Genomic DNA, 18,366 nt, shown 5'->3' with positions numbered 1-18,366 from the left:
CGGCGCAGTATCCGCCGGCGCCGCGAAACCATCATGAACAAGCATTTGATTCTCGACGAACCCGGCGATGCCGATTCGGCCTGCCTGTCGCGCCACGCGGTCTGGCAGCGCAACGATCTGGCTCAGGCGCAGCAGGATTGGCTGGCGGAAGAAGTGCCGGTCGCCCTGGTGTACAACGGCATTTCCCACGTGGTGATGATGGCGACGCCGAAAGATCTGGCGGCCTTCGCCATCGGTTTTTCGCTGTCCGAAGGCATCATTGCCTCCCCCGACGATATCTACGACATCCGCCAACAGCCGGCCTGCAACGGCATTGAAGTGCATGTGGAACTCTCGAGCCGCCGCTTTATGCAGCTGAAAGAGAAGCGCCGCAGCCTGGCCGGCCGCACCGGCTGCGGCGTCTGCGGGGTAGAGCAGCTGCAGGAGGTCGCCCAGCCCATCGCGCCGCTGCCCTTCACGCAACGCTTCGATTTGGCCCTGTTCGACCGGGCGTTGGCACAGCTGCAGGAGGTGCAAACGGTGGGGAAACTGACCGGCTGCACCCACGCGGCGGCCTGGATCCAGCCGGACGGCGCACTCAGCGGCGGGTGTGAAGACGTCGGCCGCCACGTGGCGCTCGACAAACTGCTGGGCTACCGCAGCCAACAGGCGTGGCTACAGGGGGCGGCGCTGGTGTCGAGCCGCGCCAGCTATGAAATGGTGCAAAAATCCGCCATGTGCGGCGTCGAGATCCTGTTCGCCGTTTCCGCCGCCACCCGCCTGGCGGTCGAGGTGGCCGAGCGCAGCAACCTGACGCTGGTGGGCTTCAGCAAGCCGGGGCGCGCTACCGTCTATACGCATCCGCAGCGGCTCTGGCAATCGACGCCGGCGGCCTAACGCCGCCGGACAAGAATCGACTATTCTCAATAGCAGAACACCAGGAAGCCCCACGTCATGATCATTCGCCCGAACCAGAACTGGTTTATTCGCCTGTTCGCCTGGCACGGTTCCGTGCTGTCAAAGATCACCTTTCGTCTGTCGCTGAACGTACTGATGTCGATAGTGGCGGTGATCAGCTATCAATGGTACGAGCAGCTCGGCGTACATTTAACCATCGCGCCGTTCAGCCTGCTGGGTATCGCCATCGCCATTTTTCTCGGCTTTCGCAATAACGCCGGCTACAGCCGCTTTGTCGAAGCGCGCAACCTGTGGGGCTCGCTGCTGATTACCGAGCGATCCCTGCTGCGCCAGATCAAAAGCCTGCTGCCGGACGAACCGGCGGTGCATCAGAAGGTCGCCAAGCTGCTGATCGCCTTCAGCTGGAGCCTGAAGCATCAGCTGCGCGCCACCGATCCGACCGCCGATCTGTACCACAACCTCACCAGCAAAGAGCTGGCGGAAGTGATCGCCAGCCCGATGCCGACCAACCGCATCCTGCTGATGCTGGGCCAGGAGATCGGCAAGCTGCGCCGCCAGGGGCTGCTGAGCGACATCACCTTCGAGCTGCTCGACAACAAGCTGAGCGAACTGTCCCATGCCCTCGGCGGCTGCGAACGGCTCGCCAGCACGCCGGTGCCGTTCGCCTATACCCTGATCCTGCAGCGCACCGTTTACCTGTTCTGCAGCCTGTTGCCTTTTGCCCTGGTGACCGACCTGCATTACATGACACCGTTTGTTTCGGTGTTCATTTCCTATACCTTCTTATCCTGGGACTCACTGGCCGAAGAGCTGGAGGATCCTTTCGGCGTATCGGCCAACCATCTGCCGTTAAACGCCATCTGCAACACCATCGAGCGCAACCTGCTGGAAATGAACGACCAAAGCCCGCTGCCGCCGCCGATGAAACCCGACGAGCACTTTAATTTGATTTGACCTATTTCACCCGAACACACTGGAGCCGAATGCAATGAATGCAAATAACCACCCGCCGCAAGCCGTATTCACGCCGGTGACACGCCATGCCATCTTCATCGTCGCCACCCTGTCGCCCGTTCCCGCCCATCTGGCGGCGGTGCGCGCCTGGTGCGGCGACATCGCCGCCGTGGTGCGCTCGGTCGGCAAACGCGCGCCGGCGGGCAACCTCACCTGCGTCTGCGGCTTCGGCTCCGAAGCCTGGGATACGCTGTTTGGCGCGCCGCGCCCTCGCCAGCTGCATCCGTTCAGCCCGATCGGCAGCGGGGAACGCGTCGCCGTCGCCACGCCCGGCGACATCCTGCTACACATCCGCGCCGATGAAATGGATCTGTGTTTCGAACTGGCCTCGCAGCTGGTCGGCAAGCTCGGCGACGCCGTGACGGTCATTGAAGAGGTGCACGGCTTCCGTTACTTCGATCAGCGCGCCATGATCGGCTTCGTCGACGGTACGGAGAACCCGGAGGGGCACGAAGCCTTCGACTACACGGTGATCGGCGACGAAGACGCGGCGTTCAGCGGCGGCAGCTATGTGCTGGTGCAAAAATACCTGCATGATATGCAGGGCTGGAACTCGCTCAGCGTGGAAACGCAGGAGAAGATCATCGGCCGCCATAAGCAGTCCAACATCGAGCTGGATGAAGCGGTCAAACCGTCGTCATCGCACAGTTCGCTGACCACCATCACCGACGAGCAAGGCAACGAGGTGAAAATTCTGCGCGACAACATGCCGTTCGGCCGCCCCGGCCTGCGCGAATTCGGCACCTACTTTATCGGCTATGCGCGCTCCCCGCAGCCGATCGAGCAGATGCTGGAAAACATGTTTATCGGCCGCCCGGCCGGCAACTACGATCGGCTGCTCGATTTTAGCCACGCGGTGACCGGCACCCTGTTCTTCGTGCCTTCCGCTCCACTGCTGGAAGCGCTGGCCGACCGCAGCGGCGCCGAACTGCATTAAGCCCTCCTTCTGCGGCAAAGCCTCCCCCCGCGACTTATACTGAATTAACGTTGCGTATTGGGGGGAGGCGCCATGCCGCTCACATTCAAACGTTCGGAAAGGCTCTCCATCGGCACCGAAATAGAGCTGCAGCTGGTCGATGACGAGCGCTACGACCTCACCGATCGGGCCGATCGGGTGGTCAGCGCGGTCGGCGATCGCCGGCGCGTCAAACATGAGCTCACCAAATCGATGGTGGAGCTGAACAGTTCGGTGCATCGCGATCTCGATGAGCTGCACGCCGAGCTGCGCGCCCTGACGGAAACCGTCCGGCGCAGCGCACAGCGCCTGGGCTGCGACGTCTGCGGCGGCGGCCGCCATCTCAGCAACGACTGGCGCAAGCAGGTCATCAGCGACAGCGCGCGCTACAGGCAGTTGGCCAGCCGCTTTGGCTATCTCTCCAAGCTGGCCTGCGTGTTCGGCCAACACATTCACCTCGGCGTCAACGACGGGGACGAGGCAATGTACCTGTGCCATGCGCTGACGCCCTATTTTCCGCAGCTGATCGCGCTCAGCGCTTCGTCGCCGCTGTATCAGGGCGTCGACACGCACTTTGCCAGCTCCCGTTTCAGCGCCCAGAATTCCTTCCCCAACTACGGATGCCTGGAACACATCTACAGCTGGCGCGAATTCAACGCTTACTACGAACGGCTGAACGCCGCCGGCGTGATTGAAAGCGTCAAGGATATTTACTGGGATGCGCGGCCGAAACCGGAGCTGGGTACGGTGGAGATCCGCATCTGCGATACGCCGCTGCGCCTCGCGCACGCCGTGCTGCTGGTCGGTTACTGCCGTCTGCTGGCTGATTTTCTGTTGCGGCGCCGGACGCCGATCGCGCCGGAATACGATGCCTTCACCCATTACAACAAGATCAACGCCTATCGCAGCGGTTTCGCCGCCGAATACGTCGATCCCGCGACGCTACGTCGCAGCAGCCTGACCGCCCACATCCTGCACACGCTCGAAGCGCTGAGCGATTGCGCCGAACGGCAGGAGGATCGGGCCGTGCTGCAGGCGGTCGAGCGCCATGTCCGCCAGGGCATTAGCGATTCGGAGCATATCCGTCAGATGTTGCACAACGGCCTGCCGCAGGCTCAGGTGATCAAGCGCCTGTGCGACGAGCTGTTGCAGCCGGCAAGTTAAGTTTCAGCTATCGATTCCATACGCTAAAGCCACTGTTCATTATGTGCTCTTTCGCTACAATCGTGAGCACTGACATTCACCGTATCGAGGACACCATGTACAACTTCTCCCGCTATCAGGCAAAAGAACTGGCGCTGGCTTACATGAGCGGCAAAAAACACGATCTGTCGCCGCAAGAGTTTTTGCAACAGCTGAAAAGCAGCGAACGTTCGTTTGAGCACCTGCTGAAACACGGCAGCGAAATGCCGCGTGAGGTGCTGGTTAAAAGCTTCTGAACGGCCGGTCGCCGGCCACTTTCCCTCTACGCCGCCGGTGGCGAGCCTGACAGGTCCGCGCATTCCCGGCCGTTCATCCCCCACTCCCCACTCTGCCTCGTTTCGTCTTCACAGGCGAAAACCTGATAAATTCGCATCCACAGGCGAATTATTGACATATTCGCATCCAGGTGCGAATTTATAGTCATCCCTCTGCAAACAACGGAACACACCATGCCGACGCCAATCAGCGTTATCAGCGGCGATCTGGTCGATTCTCGCCGGTCAGACACCGTCAACTACCTCAATGGGCTGCATAGCCTGCTCGACCGGCTGCGGCGCGACGGGCGGCTGCATCAGGTGGAAATCTTTCGCGGCGATGCCTTCCAGGCGCAGGCCGCTCCGGAGGACGGGCTGCTGCTGGCGGTGTACATTCGCCTCGCGCTGCGGGCGATGGGTGCCGCGCACTGGGATGCGCGCATCGCCATCGGGCTGGGCAGCCAACGGCCCGACGCCGCCGGTTACGGCAGCGCCTTTATCAATTCCGGCAGCGCGCTGGACGCCATGGCAAAAAATTGCCGGCTGGCTCTGAAAACCGACAACGATCGGACAAACGCCATTGTCAGCGATCTGCTGCCGATGTTAGATCATGTGATTGGCCACCTGTCACAGGCCGAAGCGCGCATCGTTCAGGCGAGAATGTTCGCCGACAGCGGCGCCGCCGTGGCGGACCAGCTGCAGAAAGCCGCCTCCACGGTTTCCGCCGCGCTAAAACGCGCGGCCTACGAGGAAATCATGCGGTTTATTCACGCCATTAACAGGATCGTCTGACTATGGATCTGACCTATGCGCCCTTGCTGGCCTGGCTGTTGCTCGTCCACCTGCTGGCGGATTTTCCGCTGCAGCCGCTGAGTTGGGTGGAAGATAAAATCCAACATCGCGCACGTTCACGTTTTCTAGTGTTGCACGCGTTGCTGCACGGGGTGCTGGCCGCCTGGGTGGTGGCCGGTTTCGGCCTGCTGCACGGCGGGCTTTCCTCACTTCAGGTGCTGGCCAGCCTGCTGGTCATCGCCGTCAGCCACTACCTGATCGATCTGCTGAAAGTCACCGCGATGAGCCGCCTGAGCCCGGCCCGCAGTTTCCTGCTCGATCAGGGATTGCATCTGGCGGTGATCGCCTTGCTGTGGCTGGGGCTGACGCCGAATGCAGGTGAACTGCTCGCCGCGCTGGGGCGGCAACTGGGGCGTTGGCAAACCGGCCTGGTGCTGGTGGCCTACAGCCTGATTTATCTGCCGATGAGCCTGCTGATCGGGCAGCTGCTGGCGCGCTGGACGCCGCAAATGCCGCCTTCGGCCAAGGCCGACAACGACTCGCTGCTGCGCGCGGGCAAACAGATTGGCTATCTGGAGAGAACGCTGATCCTGACCTTTGTGCTGCTGGGGCAAATCCCGGCGATCGGCTTTTTGCTGGCGGCCAAATCCATCTTTCGTTTCGGCGATCTGCGCCAGAGCGACGATAAGATGCGCACCGAGTATGTGCTGCTCGGCACGCTGTTTTCCTTCACGCTGACCATCATGCTCGGCCTGCTGGTCAACAAACTGCTGTAGGGGTGCGGGGGCGAAGAATTTCGCCCCCGAAGTGAGTGCCGAGGCGGCTTAGAGCCACTCGCCGAAGCGGCGGATATAGAAACGCTTCATCAACTGCGCGACCACGCAGTAGCTGACCAGCGTAGCGGCCAACCACGGGAAGTATTCCCACGGCAAAGGCTGCAGGCCAACCAGGGCGCCGAGCGGCGAGAACGGAATGTAGATGCCGAGCGCCATCACCAACCCGGTGGTCAGCAACACCGGCAGCGCCGCGGTGCTCTGAATGAACGGGATCTTCTGGGTGCGCAGCATATGCACCACCAGCGTTTGCGACAGCAGCCCCTCAATGAACCAGCCGGACTGGAACAGCGCCTGGTGTTCCACGCTGTTGGCGGCGAACACGTACCACATCAGCGCATACGTCGTGATATCGAAGATTGACGAGGTCGGTCCAATCCACAGCATAAAGCGCCCGATGTTTTTGGAGTCCCACTTGCGCGGCTTGCGCAGGAACTCTTTATCCATCTTGTCCCACGGCAGCGACAGCTGGGAAATGTCGTACATCAGGTTTTGAATCAACAGATGGATCGCCAGCATCGGCAGGAACGGGATGAAGGCGCTGGCCACCAGCACCGAGAACACGTTGCCGAAGTTGGAGCTGGCGGTCATGTTCAGGTACTTGATGATATTGCCGAAGGTCTCGCGCCCTTTGATCACCCCCTCTTCCAGCACCATCAGGTTCTTTTCCAACAGGATGATGTCCGCCGACTCCTTGGCGATATCGGTGCCAGTGTCGACCGAAATGCCGACGTCGGCGTCGCGCAGCGCCGGCGCATCGTTGATGCCGTCGCCGAGGAAGCCGACGGTATGGCCGTTGGCCTGCAGCATTTTCAGCACCCGCGATTTTTGCAGCGGCGTCAGTTTGGTGAAGACCGTGCGCTGCTCCACTTCGCGCGCCAGTTCTTCGTCATCCATCTGTTCAATTCGCAGCCCGGAGAGCGGTTCACCCGGCTCCAGCCCAACGTCACGGCAAATCTTGCAGGTGATCACCGGGTTGTCGCCGGTCAGCACCTTCACCGTCACGCCGTTTTCCTGCAACGCGGCGATCGCCTGCTGCGCGCTCTCCTTCGGCGGATCGAGGAAGGTCAGCAGCCCTTGCACCACCATGTCGCGCTCGTCGGCCACGCTCAGCGGATCGGCCGGGCGTTGCGCATCCAGCTCGCGCGTCGCCAGCACCAGCACGCGGAAGCCGTCTTCGTTATACTCGCGGGCCAGCGCCTGCAGCGCCGCACGGCGCGCGTCGTCCAGTTCCAGCGTCTTGTCGCCTTCACGCACGTGAGTGGCGATCTCCAGCATCTCCTCTACCGCGCCCTTACAGATCAGCTGCTGCTTGCCATTTTCGTCCGCCACCACGATCGACAGACGGCGGCGCACGAAGTCGAACGGCAGCTCATCCACCTTGCTGAAACGGCCCAGGGCTTCGATCCCCGGTTTGCCGCGACCGAAACGGATCACCGCCTGGTCCATCAGGTTCTTCATGCCGCTCTGATGGAAGCTGTTCAGCCAGGCCAGGTGCAGCACCTCGTTATCCCTGGCGCCCGTGACGTCGATGTGGTGCTCGAGAATGATACGGTCCTGGGTCAGGGTGCCGGTCTTGTCGGTGCAGAGCACGTCCATGGCGCCGAAGTTCTGAATGGCGTTCAGGCGCTTCACCACCACCTTGCGGCGCGACATGGCGATCGCCCCTTTCGCCAGGTTGGAGCTGACGATCATCGGCAGCATTTCCGGCGTCAGGCCGACCGCCACCGCCAGTGCGAACAGCGCCGCCTCGCTCCAGTCGCCTTTGGTGAAGCCGTTGATCAGCAACACCACCGGCACCATCACCAGCATGAAGCGAATCAGCAACCAGCTGACGCTGTTCACCCCGCGATCGAACGCGGTTTGCGCCCGCGAACCGACGATCGACTTGGCCAGCGAGCCGAAGTAAGTGCGTCCGCCGGTCGCCACCACCACCGCCGTGGCGGTGCCGCTGGCGACGTTGGTGCCCATCAGGCAGATATTGGAAAGCTCAAGCAGCGCGTTCTCGCTGGATACCTCTCCGTCGCTCGACTTCTGCGCCACGTTGCCCATCGCATCGTATTTCTCGATCGGGATCGCTTCGCCGGTCAAAATCGCCTGGCTGATGAACAGATCGCGCGAGGCGATAAGACGCACATCGGCCGGCACCATGTCACCGGCGGAGAGCTGAATGATATCCCCCGGCACCAGTTCACGGATCGGTACTTCCAGCGTCAGCGGATGCGCGCTGTAGCTGCTGCGGCGCAGCACCGTGGCGGTGGTGCGCACCATCGACTTCAGCGCTTCCGCCGCTTTGTTGGTGCGGTATTCCTGCCAAAAACGCAGCAGCCCGCTCAACGTGACCATGGTCAGAATGATAATAACGCCGGTGAGTTCAGTTTCTTCACCGCTCTGGCGCGGCAGCCAATAATCGGTAAAGAAACTGATCGCAGCCAGCACCATCAGCACGAAGATAAACGGGTTGTTGAAAGCCTTGATCAGCTGAATCAAGGCATGCGGCGCTTTGTCGTGGGCGACCTGGTTGGCGCCGAACTGTTCCAGCCGCTCATCGGCGTCGTCCTGGGTCAAGCCGTTGCGGTTGCACTTAAGGTTCGCCAGCGTTTGGGCGATGCTGTTGGTCGCCTCTTGCGCAATGGCGTAGGTCACCGCGTCTTTATCACGGCGACGCGTTCTTTCATTAATCTGAGTCATAACGCTATTCTCTTATTTTCGTTCTGCGCACAGGGATATCCCGCCCGATAAACAGGTGACTCTGCGCAGAGTGGAATTTTTTAATTAGCGTGACTGAATAGCGTGATTACCCTGTCAGCCACGCAGAAATCATTTCCCTTCCGGGGGTCATCGTCCATAACGCCTCCTTAATGCTCCGCGTTATTCAGGCGTGCCTGAATAAACCTGAACATATAATCAAGTTAGTAAATATTTATATAATTAATCAGACCGGTAATTCAGACGCGACGCGCCAGCGAACGGCACTCACGCTTTTTTCCAGGCTGACGCGGCAGACAATACCCTCAATTTCTTTTTGCGCGGCCGGCGTAGCGGTAATTTCCGCGCACACTTCCAATTGCCCCGGGCTGGAAATATCGGCGCTGCGCAAGGACTGCAGCCGCAAGGCGACGCCGTTCAGCGCCTGCAGAATCAGGGTGCGCACCAGAATTTCATCCTGTTCGCCGCAGGTCACCTGAATGCGATAGCACAGTTCCAGATCGGTCGCCTGCTGGTGCGGCTGCAGGTTGATGCGCTGCGCGGCTTCGCGCAGCAGGATATTGGCGCACAGGATCACCAGCGTGGCGACTACCGCATCCCAATGCTGGCCCAGGCCGCACAGGACGCCGATCCCCGCCGAACACCACAGCGTGGCGGCGGTGTTGAGGCCGCGAATGTTCAGCCCTTCCCGCATGATAACGCCGGCGCCGAGGAAGCCGATACCCGAGACAATCTGCGCGGCCACGCGGCCGGCGCTGGCCGGATCGGTGGACATGGAGCTGAGAATAAAGACCGCCGCGCCGGTCGCTACCAGCGCATTGGTGCGCAGGCCGGCCATACGCTGGCGCCACTGGCGCTCGGCGCCAATCACCGCGCCCAGGCACATTGCCAGCAATAAATTTAAAACGAAAGGAGTCATAGCCATGACTGTCCCCTTAATTAACCGCAGGAGATAAAATCATGTGCTGTTTAGCACACGCAAAATCGCGCCGAAAATAAATCAGCGAATCAGCGTGCTGTGCCTGGAGGGAAAAGGCTGTGGCTGCAGAATACCATAATAACGTCCAACTCAATTCACCTGAAACCCTCAGGCATCAGGAAACGCTTTTTATTCGGGTATGCACAGCTCAGGAATAACTGGAGAGGGGTGCTGCCCGCCGATAACGGCAAGCAACAAATCAGAAGAGAATTGGTCAGCTTGCCTTATTTGTTTTATTACAACTACAACTGTCCAATTGGGTTTCTCCACCGAAATTTTGGCTGAGTATAGTGACGTCAGGTAATGAAGTAAAGGCTAATTTATTAAACGAAAAATAAACTGGAATACCGCGATCATATTTCGATGTCACAAATAGGCAGCGACAACGTTGGGCGCCAGTGCGCTTATCGGTAAACTGTCCTCCTTCATCTTTCAAGGACGCCCCCGATGAAACACCGGCTTTCCCCGCTCGCGCTCGCGCTGCTCGTCAGCTTTCCCGCCGATGCCCTGCTGCTGCAGCAAGGCGACGTGCAGTTTGAACTCGATCCCGCCACGCTGCGCGTTGCCGCCGGCGCTGTGCCGGTCAATCTGGCGCAGCCCGCGCAACAGGTGGCGGATCTCACTGCGTCGCCACAACGCGCCAGCTGGCGCTGGCCGCAGAGCGCGATCAACATTAGCGCCAGGCTGGAGGACGGCGATCTGCGCCTGAGCTTCAGCAGCGATCGGCCACAGCTTCTGAGCTGGTATCGCCTGCCGCCGCAGGCGGAAACGCTGTTGCTGCCGATCGGCGAAGGCAGCCGCATTCCGCTCGACGACGCGGTCTGGCGCCATTACCTGACGGCGGAAATGACGCCGCTGGATACCAACTGGGATCTGAAGCTGCCGCTGTGGAGCCAGCAATACCAGGGCAAGGTCTACAGCTGGCTGATGTTGACGCCGTTCAGCAACCGGGTCACCTTCGCCGCCGCGCAGGAAAAGCTGGAGATGCGCGCCGAGCATCAGTTCAACCGCTTCAATCAACAGCAGGCATTCGAGGTGCTGCTGCACGTCGGCGACACCCCGCTGTCCGGCGCCCGCCGCTACCGCGACTATTTGCAACAAAGCGGCCAGTTCAGCAGCCTGCGCGAGAAGATAAAGCAGGCGCCCGAAGGCGAAAAGCTGATCGGTGCCACCCATGTCTACCTGTGGGGCGACAAACTGCTGGCGGCGGAAGACGTCAAAGATTGGCCGGGGTTGCTGCACTACCTTGCCTCTCCGGCCGCCGCCGGGCTGCGGCAACAAATGGATGCCGAGAGCAGAAAGCTCCTGCTGCAGCTGGCGGGCAAAACACCGGAGGGCTGGCAGCAACAGCCCCTGATCGACGGCCTCAACCAGGCGTTGACGGCGCAAATTCCGCTGGACGCCACGCCGGATGACGCCGATTTTCTGCAGGCACAGCAGCGCCAGGCCGCTGCGGTGCGGGAGCGGGCACAGCGAGAGCTGGGGCGTTGGTTAACCCCGGTGGACCGTTGGGGGCAAGGGCTGGCCAAACCGCTGATCGATGCGCTGCGCCAGGCGGGTTTGCCGCGCCTGTGGTTGGGCACCGATAACTGGACCGCCGCCTTCCTGCACCCGCAGGCGGTAACCGCCGCCAAAGCGGCCGGCTATCTGATCGCCAGCTACGACTCCTACGATACCGCCATTCCACGCGGCGTGAACGACAGCTGGCTCACCGCGCAACTGCCGACGACGCTGCGGGAAACCTGCGCCATCGTGCGCGCCGACGGCAGCAAGAAACCCGGCTTCGGCAAACAGGGTTACTACCTCAATCCGGGCTGCGTCCTGCCCTATTCTCAACAGCGCATGCGCGAGTTGGTGCAACTGGCCGGATTGAACAGCCTGTTCCTCGACGTGGACGGTACCGGCATGGTCTCCGACGACTATCAACCCGACCACCCGACCGGCGCGACGCAGATGGCCGAGGCGCGCAACGCCAGGCTGGCCTGGTTCAGCGCCACCCTTAAGCTGCCGCTCGGCTCGGAGGACGGCAATGCGGTGACCGCCCGCAGCCTGATGTTCGCCCACGGCATGGAAACCTGGGGATTCGGCTGGGGCGATAAACAGATGAATCAGGATAAATCCTCGCCCTATTATCTCGGCGCCTGGTGGCCCAACGCCCAACCGGCGTTTTTCTTCCGCCCCGCCAAGGTGAAACAGCCCTACCGCACCGTCGAATTCGATCCGCGTTACCGCCTGCCGCTGTACCAGGCCGTTTTCCACGATGCGATCGTCAGCAGCCACCACTGGAATTACGACAACCTGAAGTTCAGCGACGTTCAGACCACCCGCAGTCTGCTCAGCCAGCTGTACAACACTGCGCCGATGTTCCATCTGAGCCGCGCCACCCTGGCGGCCCGCCTGCCGGCGATCAAACGCGCCGACGCCTCCTTCCGGCCGCTGCATCAGGCCCTGTGGGACAAAGCGCTGACCGACTTCCGCTGGCTCGATCGGGACGGCTGGGTGCAACAGACGACGTTCAGCGACGGGTCGACGCTGACCGCCAACTTCAGCGAGCAGCCGTTCGCCGGCGTAGCGGCCCACAGCCTACGTGCCAAGCTGGCCGACGGCCGCACGTTCGACGTTACGCCTTAGCAAGGTCGCCGGCGGTGGGCTACGCTAGGCTATATTTCCGACGACCCGCAAGGAGTGGCCGATGACGCCTCTGATCCACACTCTGCTCGACGAGATTTGGCAAAGCCTGGAGCAACGCCCGGCGCCCTGCGACCGGTTAACCGTAAGCGGTACCGGTGCATTGCCTTCGGCTTTTCCCGTCACCGAATTGGCTACCGCCGCCTGGAGCGCCGCCGGTTTGGCCTGCGCCGAATTGCTTCTCCGCAAGGCAACCGAAGCGCCGCAGATCTGGGTCGATCAACGCCTGGCCTCGCTCTGGTTTGGCTGGACGCTGCGTCCTCTGGGTTGGACGCTGCCTGCGGCCTGGGACGCCCTGGCCGGCGACTACGAGACAGCAGACGGCTGGATACGCCTGCATACCAATGCGCCGCACCATCGGCGGGCGGTGGAACAGGTGCTGGGCCCGGCATCGGACAAAGGCACGCTGGCGGCACGCGTGCTGAGCTGGAAAAAAAGCGAGCTGGAGCAGGCCGTGATCGAAGCCGGCGGCTGTGCGGCCCAAATGCGCTCGGCGGCCGCGTGGCGGCAACATATTCAGGGCAAGAGCGTGGCGCTCGAACCCTTGATCCACACCTCGCTGCAGCCGGAAGCGCCGCCGCCGGACTGGGCGCTGCCCGTCGCCCGGCCGCTGCACGGCGTGCGGGTGCTGGATCTGACGCGCATTCTCGCCGGGCCGATCGCCACCCGTTTTCTCGCCGGTTTGGGTGCCGACGTGCTGCGCATCGATCCTTACGGTTGGGATGAGCCCGGCGTCGAGCACGAGGTGATGCTGGGCAAGCGCAGCGCACGCCTCAACCTGACCAATGCGCACGATCGCCATACGTTTGAACATCTGCTGAGAAACACCGACGTGATCGTGCATGGCTACCGTGCCGGGGCGCTGGAGAAGTTGGGCTATGGCGCGGAGGAACGACGTGCGCTGGCGCCGGGCCTGATCGACGTCTGTCTGAATGCCTACGGCTGGAGCGGGCCGTGGCGCACCCGGCGCGGTTTTGACAGCCTGGTACAGATGAGCTGCGGGTTGGCGGAGGCGGGCATGGTTTGGCGCAGCGCCAGTTTGCCGGTGCCGCTGCCGGTACAGGCTCTGGACCACGCCACCGGCTATTTGATGGCGGCGGCGGTGCTGACCGGTATGGCGCAGCGCCTGAGCCGCGGCACCGGCTACCACGCAAGGCTGTCGCTGGCGCGCACGGCGCAACTGCTGCTGGCGCATCCCTATCCGGCGCATTATCGGCCGCAAGCCCTGACGCCGGCCGGCCCCGCCGACGAAAACCCGGAAACGGAACTGACCGACTGGGGCGCCGCGCAACGTCTGCGCGCTCCGTTAAGCCTGCAGGGCACGGCGCTGCAATGGGCGCTGCCGGCAACCGCGCTCGGCACCTCGCAGCCGGCTTGGCTGCGCCGTTAAATAGCCGCCAACTGTTGCTGCAGCCACTGCAGCAACCGCAAGACCGCCGGCGTCAACCCGGCGGTCTGCGGCCACACCAGATAAACGTCGTCATCGCTCAGGCGACAGGGCGCGGCCAGCGCCACCAGCCTCCCGGCGGCGATCGCATCCTGCACCAGCAACTTTTTCGCCAGCGCGATGCCAAACCCCTGCTCGGCCGCGCGAATCAACAATCCGGCATCGTTGAACAACGCCTGTTGCCGCCCGCACAGCGAGCGCCCTTGCGCATTGAACCAGTCGCGCCAGGGGCTGACGTCGTGCTCCAGCAAGGGAACATCGCCGCCGTTCTCGAATGCCGTTCCCCACTGCCGCGCCATGTCCGGCGAGGCGACCGGCAGCACATCGCCCGACGCGATACGCTGTGCCTGCAGCCCCACCCACTGACCGTTGCCGATGCGGATCGCCGCATCGAACCCGCGCTGCGACAGATCCTGCAATGTCAGCGACGCATCGATATCCAGCGCAATATCGGCGCAGGCTTCATGGAAGGCCGGCAGGCGCGGCAACAGCCAGTAATGGGCAAAAGACGGCAGCACGCTGATACGCAGCGTCTGGCTTGCCGCGGCGCGCCTGGCGCGGGCAACGCCCTGCTGCAGCGCCTGCAGCGCCGGCTCTACCGCCGCCAGCATCTCTTTCCCGGCCGCATTCAGACGCACACCGCGCCCGCGCCGTTCAAACAGCGGGTAGCCGACCGCCTGCTCCAGCAGCTGGATTTGCTGGCTGACCGCACCATGCGTTAAATGCACCTGCTGCGCCGTGGCGCGCAAATTCTCCAACCTGGCGGCGATAACGAAGGTCGGCAAGACATGCAGGGGAAGGCGTTCACTCATCACTGGTTAGCCGGGTTATCCAAAAAGGTTATTTTTCATCGATTTTGACCCGCAGGCAACTGTTCTATGTTTATGCCATCTATCCCTGATGCTTTCGGAGCCGTCATGCACCCACGTTTACAACAGGATCTTACACAGTTTCCGCAGATCCTCGACCACACCCGCCAGTTGGCGGAAGATTTTCTGGCCGGGCTGCAGCAGCGATCGGTCTGCCCACCGCTCGCGCAACAGCAGCTGCAACCCGGTGACGATCGGCTGGCGGAAAACGGTGAAGGCGCCCTGGCGGCGCTGGATGACTTTTGGCAGCGTTATCAGGCGGGCATTTCCGCCAGCGCCGGCCCGCGTTATTTCGGCTTCGTCACCGGCGGTGGCACCCCGGCGGCGGTCGCGGCGGACTGGCTGGTTAGCGTGACAGACCAAAATAGCCAGCTCAGTCATGATACGATCGCCGCGGCGATCGAGCTGGCCGCCGTGACGCAGTTGAAATCCCTGCTGGGCCTGCCGGAAGCGTTCAGCGGCAGCCTGGTCAGCGGTGCCACCATGGCCAATTTCGCCGGGCTGGCCATTGGCCGGCAGTGGCTGGGCCAACAGCACGGCGTGGATATTGCCCAACGGGGCTTGGCGGCGCTGGGGCCCATCCGGGTGCTGGCGGCCAATCCGCACGCCAGCAGCGTAAAGGCGCTCAGCATGCTCGGCATCGGCCGCGACGCGCTGACGACCGTCGCCAGCCTGCCGGAGTCTGAGGCCATGGATATGGCGGCGCTGGAGCGGCAGCTCGCCGCCGGCGAGGGCCGCCCCACGTTGGTGCTGGCCAGCGCTGGCACGGTCAACACCGTCGCCTTCGACGATCTGCCGCGTCTGCTGGCGCTGCGGGAGCGTTATCCGTTTTGGCTGCATGTCGATGCGGCCTTCGGGGGCGTGGCGGCCTGTTCGCCGCTGTATGCACCGCGACTCGCAGGCTGGCAACAGGCGGACTCCATCACCGTCGATGCGCACAAATGGCTGAACGTGCCTTATGACAGCGCGATCCAATTTACCCGCCATCTGGATCTGCAGATGCAGGTATTTCAGAACCATTCGGCCTACCTGGAAGCGCCGACGCCGCGGCCGGACAACTATCTGCATTTGACGCCGGAAAATTCGCGGCGCTTTCGCGCCCTGCCGCTCTGGCTGACGCTGAAAGCCTATGGCCGCAGCGGCATACGGGATATCGTCGAGCGCAACGTCCGATTGGCGCAGGCGCTGGGCGCGGCGTTAGCGGCCGACGACGGCTTCCATTTGCTGGCGCCGGTGAATTTGAACGTGGTGTGCTTCGCGCTCAGCCGCCCGCTGGGCGACAGCGAAGCGGCGCGCGATCGCTTTCTCGAGCGCCTTAACCGGCACGGCGTGGTGCGTTGCACCCCAACGACCTATAACCATCAGCCGGGGATCCGCGCCGCGCTGGTCAACTGGATGACGGAGGAACGGGACATCCGGCTGGCGCTGGACTCGCTGCGCCACTGTCTGCCAGAGACGGCCTAAAGCGCGCGGCGCTATCCGAGTTGGAAGGCCTGCAAACGCCGCGCTTGCCGCCCGGCATCGCTGATGTTATCCGGCGACAGCCAGGCGGCAAAGGCGGCGTGTCGCGCCGGCCATTCCGCGTCGATGATCGACAGCCAATCGGTGTCGCGCGTGCGCCCTTTGACGACAACCGCCTGGCGGAAAGTGCCTTCGTACCGGAACCCCAAACGCTCGGCGGCCTGGCGCGAAGGCAAATTGAGGCTATCGCACTTCCATTCGCAGCGCCGATAGCCAAGATCGTCAAACAGATGCCGCAGCATCAGGAAAATCGCCTCGCTGCCCAGCGCGCTGCGCCTCATCAGCGGCGACCAGTTGATGGTGCCCAGTTCGGCCACGCCGTTGCCGGGATCGATGCGCAAAAAAGCGCAGGTCCCCACGGCGCGCCCGTTCGCCTGATCGACCACCACCATCGTGTTTCTGTCAGCGCTGGACGCCTGAGCCTGGAGGTAACGCTGAAAATCCTCGCGCGTCTGCGGCCGTTCCCAAAACAGATAGGTCCAGTCTCGGTCGTCCTCGGCGGTTTGGTAAGCCCGATAGAGCTCATCCCCCCAGCGCTCAAGGCTAAGGGGTTCAAGGCGGCAAAACCGCCCTTGCAGCAACCTGTGCCCGGGCAGGCCTGCCGGCTGCCAATGAGGAAGGGCATCGCCTATTGGCTGCCCATACTGATTCTGTCTCACTGCGACATCCTGCTTTTGAAAGGTGGAAAGGCAAGTTAAAACCAACGCGGGCCGGAGACAACTCCGACCTGCCCCCCGCCCCGCTGGCGCGGGCAACAGGATGATAGTTTAGAAAAACAACTCAATCACCGTTAAATATTCACCAAAATTATTTCAATCAAAATAAATATCCAGATAACTCATTGTAAAACGGTGATTTATAGCAACAATTAAGCTACACATTTCAGCCACAACGTTAACTTTTGTTGGTTGTTATGATAAAAAAAGAAGTGATTATCATTAACAGGTGAGGAAGGGTAGGATTCAACTTAATGATTTTTATCGTTAAAAAAACAAAGAAACCAAAAGAACACTTTTTAAGCGCTCAAAAAGCGCACTGAAAAACTTCAAAAAGCCAACACATGAATTTTTTTTAAGACTTTTCCTAGCAAACTAAAATTTTGTTTCGTGACATGATGAACAGAATCTCGGCAAGCAATGTCAGCAAGCGCGGGCGCCAAGCGCAAGTCAGGCCGATCGCGTCAACGCCGAGCGGGCAGCAAATCTCGCTGACTTAAGCCAAACTTATAGATTCATGTGATTAATAAGTTTAGTATGAAAATATCATTGAGTGCCGTCGTGTTTATTGATAGAACACTGGCTACACTGAATTATTGCTCCATTTTGCCTTTCGGCTTTTTAGGCTTTTTCTCATATTACCGCAGTAAAACGGATTTAAGTGGGGGTGCGATATGCCAACGATCATCATGGATTCATGTAGCTATACCAGATTGGGATTAACCGACTATCTGACTTCGCATGGCGTGAAAAAACGCCATATTAATGCCATCGAGGATATTGACAGCCTGCATGAAAAATGCAGCAAGTTGAATCCGAGCCTGGTGTTTATTAACGAGGACTGCTTCATCCACGAAGCAAACGCCACCGAGCGAATAAAACGGGTGATTTCACTGCACCCGGATACGTTATTCTTCATCTTCATGGCTATTACCAATGTACATTTCGACGATTATTTATATGTTCGCAAGAACGTCATCATATCGTCAAAATCCATCAAACCAGAGACTATGAATCAGCTACTTAGTCACTATCTCGAGAGAACGTCCCTACGGGCGGAGAAGTCCTCTCTGGACCAAACGCCGGTAACGCTGAGCCAGACCGAATCGAACATGTTACGCATGTGGATGTCCGGTCAAGGCACCATCCAGATATCAGACCAGATGCAAATAAAGGCCAAAACGGTCTCCTCCCACAAGGGAAACATCAAGCGGAAAATAAAGACGCACAACAAGCAGATCATTTACCACGTTGTTCGTTTGACCGATACGCTGACCAGTGGAATATTTGTCAATAGCCGTTGAGCCGCAGAGAATGCCCCCACTCTGTTTTGTCGGCCGTTAAATATCCGGGGATAAAGTCACCGGGATATCGGATACTGGAACCACCAAAAGAATACCTGCTGCGCTATCCCCCCGCTAGCGCAGCGGGTATTTTTTTGCCGGCGATAAAAAAAATCTTACCGTAATGAAATAATCTCAAAATGGAC

Annotated in this window: 15 protein-coding genes; 11 read left to right on the top strand and 4 right to left on the bottom strand. The window is 60.8% G+C overall.

All coding sequences use genetic code 11. From position 1 onward, the window contains the following. Positions 1–33: 33 nt before the first annotated feature. The 7 genes from fdhD to ACUXAC_RS03945 all read left to right on the top strand — a co-directional run bounded on the left by fdhD (position 34) and on the right by ACUXAC_RS03945 (position 5,891). Entirely contained in the window at positions 34–876 is an 843-nt protein-coding gene (gene fdhD, locus ACUXAC_RS03975) for a formate dehydrogenase accessory sulfurtransferase FdhD (RefSeq protein WP_387441528.1), read from the top strand. A gap of 57 nt (positions 877–933) precedes the next feature. Further along, positions 934–1,851, top strand: a complete 918-nt coding sequence (locus ACUXAC_RS03970) for a bestrophin family protein (RefSeq protein WP_060420654.1) — start codon at positions 934–936, stop codon at positions 1,849–1,851. A gap of 34 nt (positions 1,852–1,885) precedes the next feature. After that, complete coding sequence (locus ACUXAC_RS03965) at positions 1,886–2,848, top strand: Dyp-type peroxidase (protein ID WP_047730421.1); 963 nt, start codon at positions 1,886–1,888, stop codon at positions 2,846–2,848. Between the two features lie 72 nt (positions 2,849–2,920). Then, a complete protein-coding gene (locus ACUXAC_RS03960; RefSeq protein ID WP_225528645.1) occupies positions 2,921–4,030 on the top strand; it encodes a YbdK family carboxylate-amine ligase in 1,110 nt (369 codons plus the stop codon). A 95-nt stretch (positions 4,031–4,125) separates the two neighbouring features. Beyond that, positions 4,126–4,305, top strand: a complete 180-nt coding sequence (locus tag ACUXAC_RS03955; RefSeq protein ID WP_019453520.1) for a hypothetical protein — start codon at positions 4,126–4,128, stop codon at positions 4,303–4,305. 213 nt (positions 4,306–4,518) lie between these two features. Next, positions 4,519–5,115 carry a hypothetical protein gene (locus tag ACUXAC_RS03950; RefSeq protein ID WP_387441530.1) on the top strand — a complete coding sequence of 199 codons (597 nt, stop codon included), beginning with the start codon at positions 4,519–4,521 and terminating at the stop codon, positions 5,113–5,115. Positions 5,116–5,117: 2 nt separating this feature from the next. Next, positions 5,118–5,891: a DUF3307 domain-containing protein gene (locus ACUXAC_RS03945; RefSeq protein WP_070914616.1), complete on the top strand. Its 774-nt coding sequence runs from the start codon at positions 5,118–5,120 to the stop codon at positions 5,889–5,891. Between the two features lie 48 nt (positions 5,892–5,939). On the opposite strand, the gene mgtA is transcribed toward ACUXAC_RS03945, so the two are convergent. After that, complete coding sequence (gene mgtA, locus ACUXAC_RS03940) at positions 5,940–8,639, bottom strand: magnesium-translocating P-type ATPase (protein WP_038876668.1); 2,700 nt, start codon at positions 8,637–8,639, stop codon at positions 5,940–5,942. 244 nt (positions 8,640–8,883) lie between these two features. After that, positions 8,884–9,582, bottom strand: coding sequence for an MgtC family protein (locus tag ACUXAC_RS03935; RefSeq protein WP_025303346.1), 699 nt, complete (start codon positions 9,580–9,582; stop codon positions 8,884–8,886). A gap of 501 nt (positions 9,583–10,083) precedes the next feature. Here ACUXAC_RS03935 and ACUXAC_RS03930 point away from each other — a divergent pair. Then, complete coding sequence (locus tag ACUXAC_RS03930) at positions 10,084–12,267, top strand: glycoside hydrolase (RefSeq protein ID WP_454266506.1); 2,184 nt, start codon at positions 10,084–10,086, stop codon at positions 12,265–12,267. Positions 12,268–12,328: 61 nt separating this feature from the next. After that, positions 12,329–13,714 (top strand): CoA transferase, encoded by a 1,386-nt coding sequence (locus ACUXAC_RS03925; RefSeq protein WP_454266505.1) that lies wholly within the window; start codon positions 12,329–12,331, stop codon positions 13,712–13,714. Here ACUXAC_RS03925 and ACUXAC_RS03920 read toward each other — a convergent pair. Continuing rightward, positions 13,711–14,586, bottom strand: coding sequence for a LysR substrate-binding domain-containing protein (locus ACUXAC_RS03920; protein ID WP_084827616.1), 876 nt, complete (start codon positions 14,584–14,586; stop codon positions 13,711–13,713). The two genes, ACUXAC_RS03925 and ACUXAC_RS03920, sit on opposite strands and share 4 nt — an antisense overlap. 102 nt (positions 14,587–14,688) lie before the next feature. On the opposite strand from ACUXAC_RS03920, the gene ACUXAC_RS03915 reads away from it, so the two are divergent. After that, complete coding sequence (locus ACUXAC_RS03915; protein ID WP_070914612.1) at positions 14,689–16,104, top strand: pyridoxal phosphate-dependent decarboxylase family protein; 1,416 nt, start codon at positions 14,689–14,691, stop codon at positions 16,102–16,104. 11 nt (positions 16,105–16,115) lie between these two features. Here the strand turns inward: ACUXAC_RS03915 and ACUXAC_RS03910 are convergent, their stop codons facing one another. Continuing rightward, the gene (locus ACUXAC_RS03910) at positions 16,116–16,757 is read right to left on the bottom strand and encodes a GNAT family N-acetyltransferase (protein WP_225529044.1); all 642 of its coding nucleotides are present in this window, start codon (positions 16,755–16,757) and stop codon (positions 16,116–16,118) included. A 794-nt stretch (positions 16,758–17,551) separates the two neighbouring features. Here ACUXAC_RS03910 and rcsA point away from each other — a divergent pair. Next, positions 17,552–18,181, top strand: coding sequence for a transcriptional regulator RcsA (gene rcsA, locus ACUXAC_RS03905; RefSeq protein WP_033635078.1), 630 nt, complete (start codon positions 17,552–17,554; stop codon positions 18,179–18,181). Positions 18,182–18,366: the final 185 nt, after the last annotated feature.

This window comes from Serratia sp. 121840015-1 (genome assembly GCF_053627655.1).
Note: the sequence above shows the minus strand (reverse complement) of the source record. Positions and strands in the feature narration are given on the sequence as shown.

Excerpts from the sequence above, each read along its gene's own strand:
- fdhD (WP_387441528.1), top strand. The coding sequence starts at position 34 with ATGAACAAGCATTTGATTCTCGACGAACCCGGCGATGCCGATTCGGCC.
- ACUXAC_RS03970 (WP_060420654.1), top strand. The coding sequence starts at position 934 with ATGATCATTCGCCCGAACCAGAACTGGTTTATTCGCCTGTTCGCCTGG.
- ACUXAC_RS03965 (WP_047730421.1), top strand. The coding sequence starts at position 1,886 with ATGAATGCAAATAACCACCCGCCGCAAGCCGTATTCACGCCGGTGACA.
- ACUXAC_RS03960 (WP_225528645.1), top strand. The coding sequence starts at position 2,921 with ATGCCGCTCACATTCAAACGTTCGGAAAGGCTCTCCATCGGCACCGAA.
- ACUXAC_RS03955 (WP_019453520.1), top strand. The coding sequence starts at position 4,126 with ATGTACAACTTCTCCCGCTATCAGGCAAAAGAACTGGCGCTGGCTTAC.
- ACUXAC_RS03950 (WP_387441530.1), top strand. The coding sequence starts at position 4,519 with ATGCCGACGCCAATCAGCGTTATCAGCGGCGATCTGGTCGATTCTCGC.
- ACUXAC_RS03945 (WP_070914616.1), top strand. The coding sequence starts at position 5,118 with ATGGATCTGACCTATGCGCCCTTGCTGGCCTGGCTGTTGCTCGTCCAC.
- mgtA (WP_038876668.1), bottom strand. The coding sequence starts at position 8,639 with ATGACTCAGATTAATGAAAGAACGCGTCGCCGTGATAAAGACGCGGTG.
- ACUXAC_RS03935 (WP_025303346.1), bottom strand. The coding sequence starts at position 9,582 with ATGGCTATGACTCCTTTCGTTTTAAATTTATTGCTGGCAATGTGCCTG.
- ACUXAC_RS03930 (WP_454266506.1), top strand. The coding sequence starts at position 10,084 with ATGAAACACCGGCTTTCCCCGCTCGCGCTCGCGCTGCTCGTCAGCTTT.
- ACUXAC_RS03925 (WP_454266505.1), top strand. The coding sequence starts at position 12,329 with ATGACGCCTCTGATCCACACTCTGCTCGACGAGATTTGGCAAAGCCTG.
- ACUXAC_RS03915 (WP_070914612.1), top strand. The coding sequence starts at position 14,689 with ATGCACCCACGTTTACAACAGGATCTTACACAGTTTCCGCAGATCCTC.
- rcsA (WP_033635078.1), top strand. The coding sequence starts at position 17,552 with ATGCCAACGATCATCATGGATTCATGTAGCTATACCAGATTGGGATTA.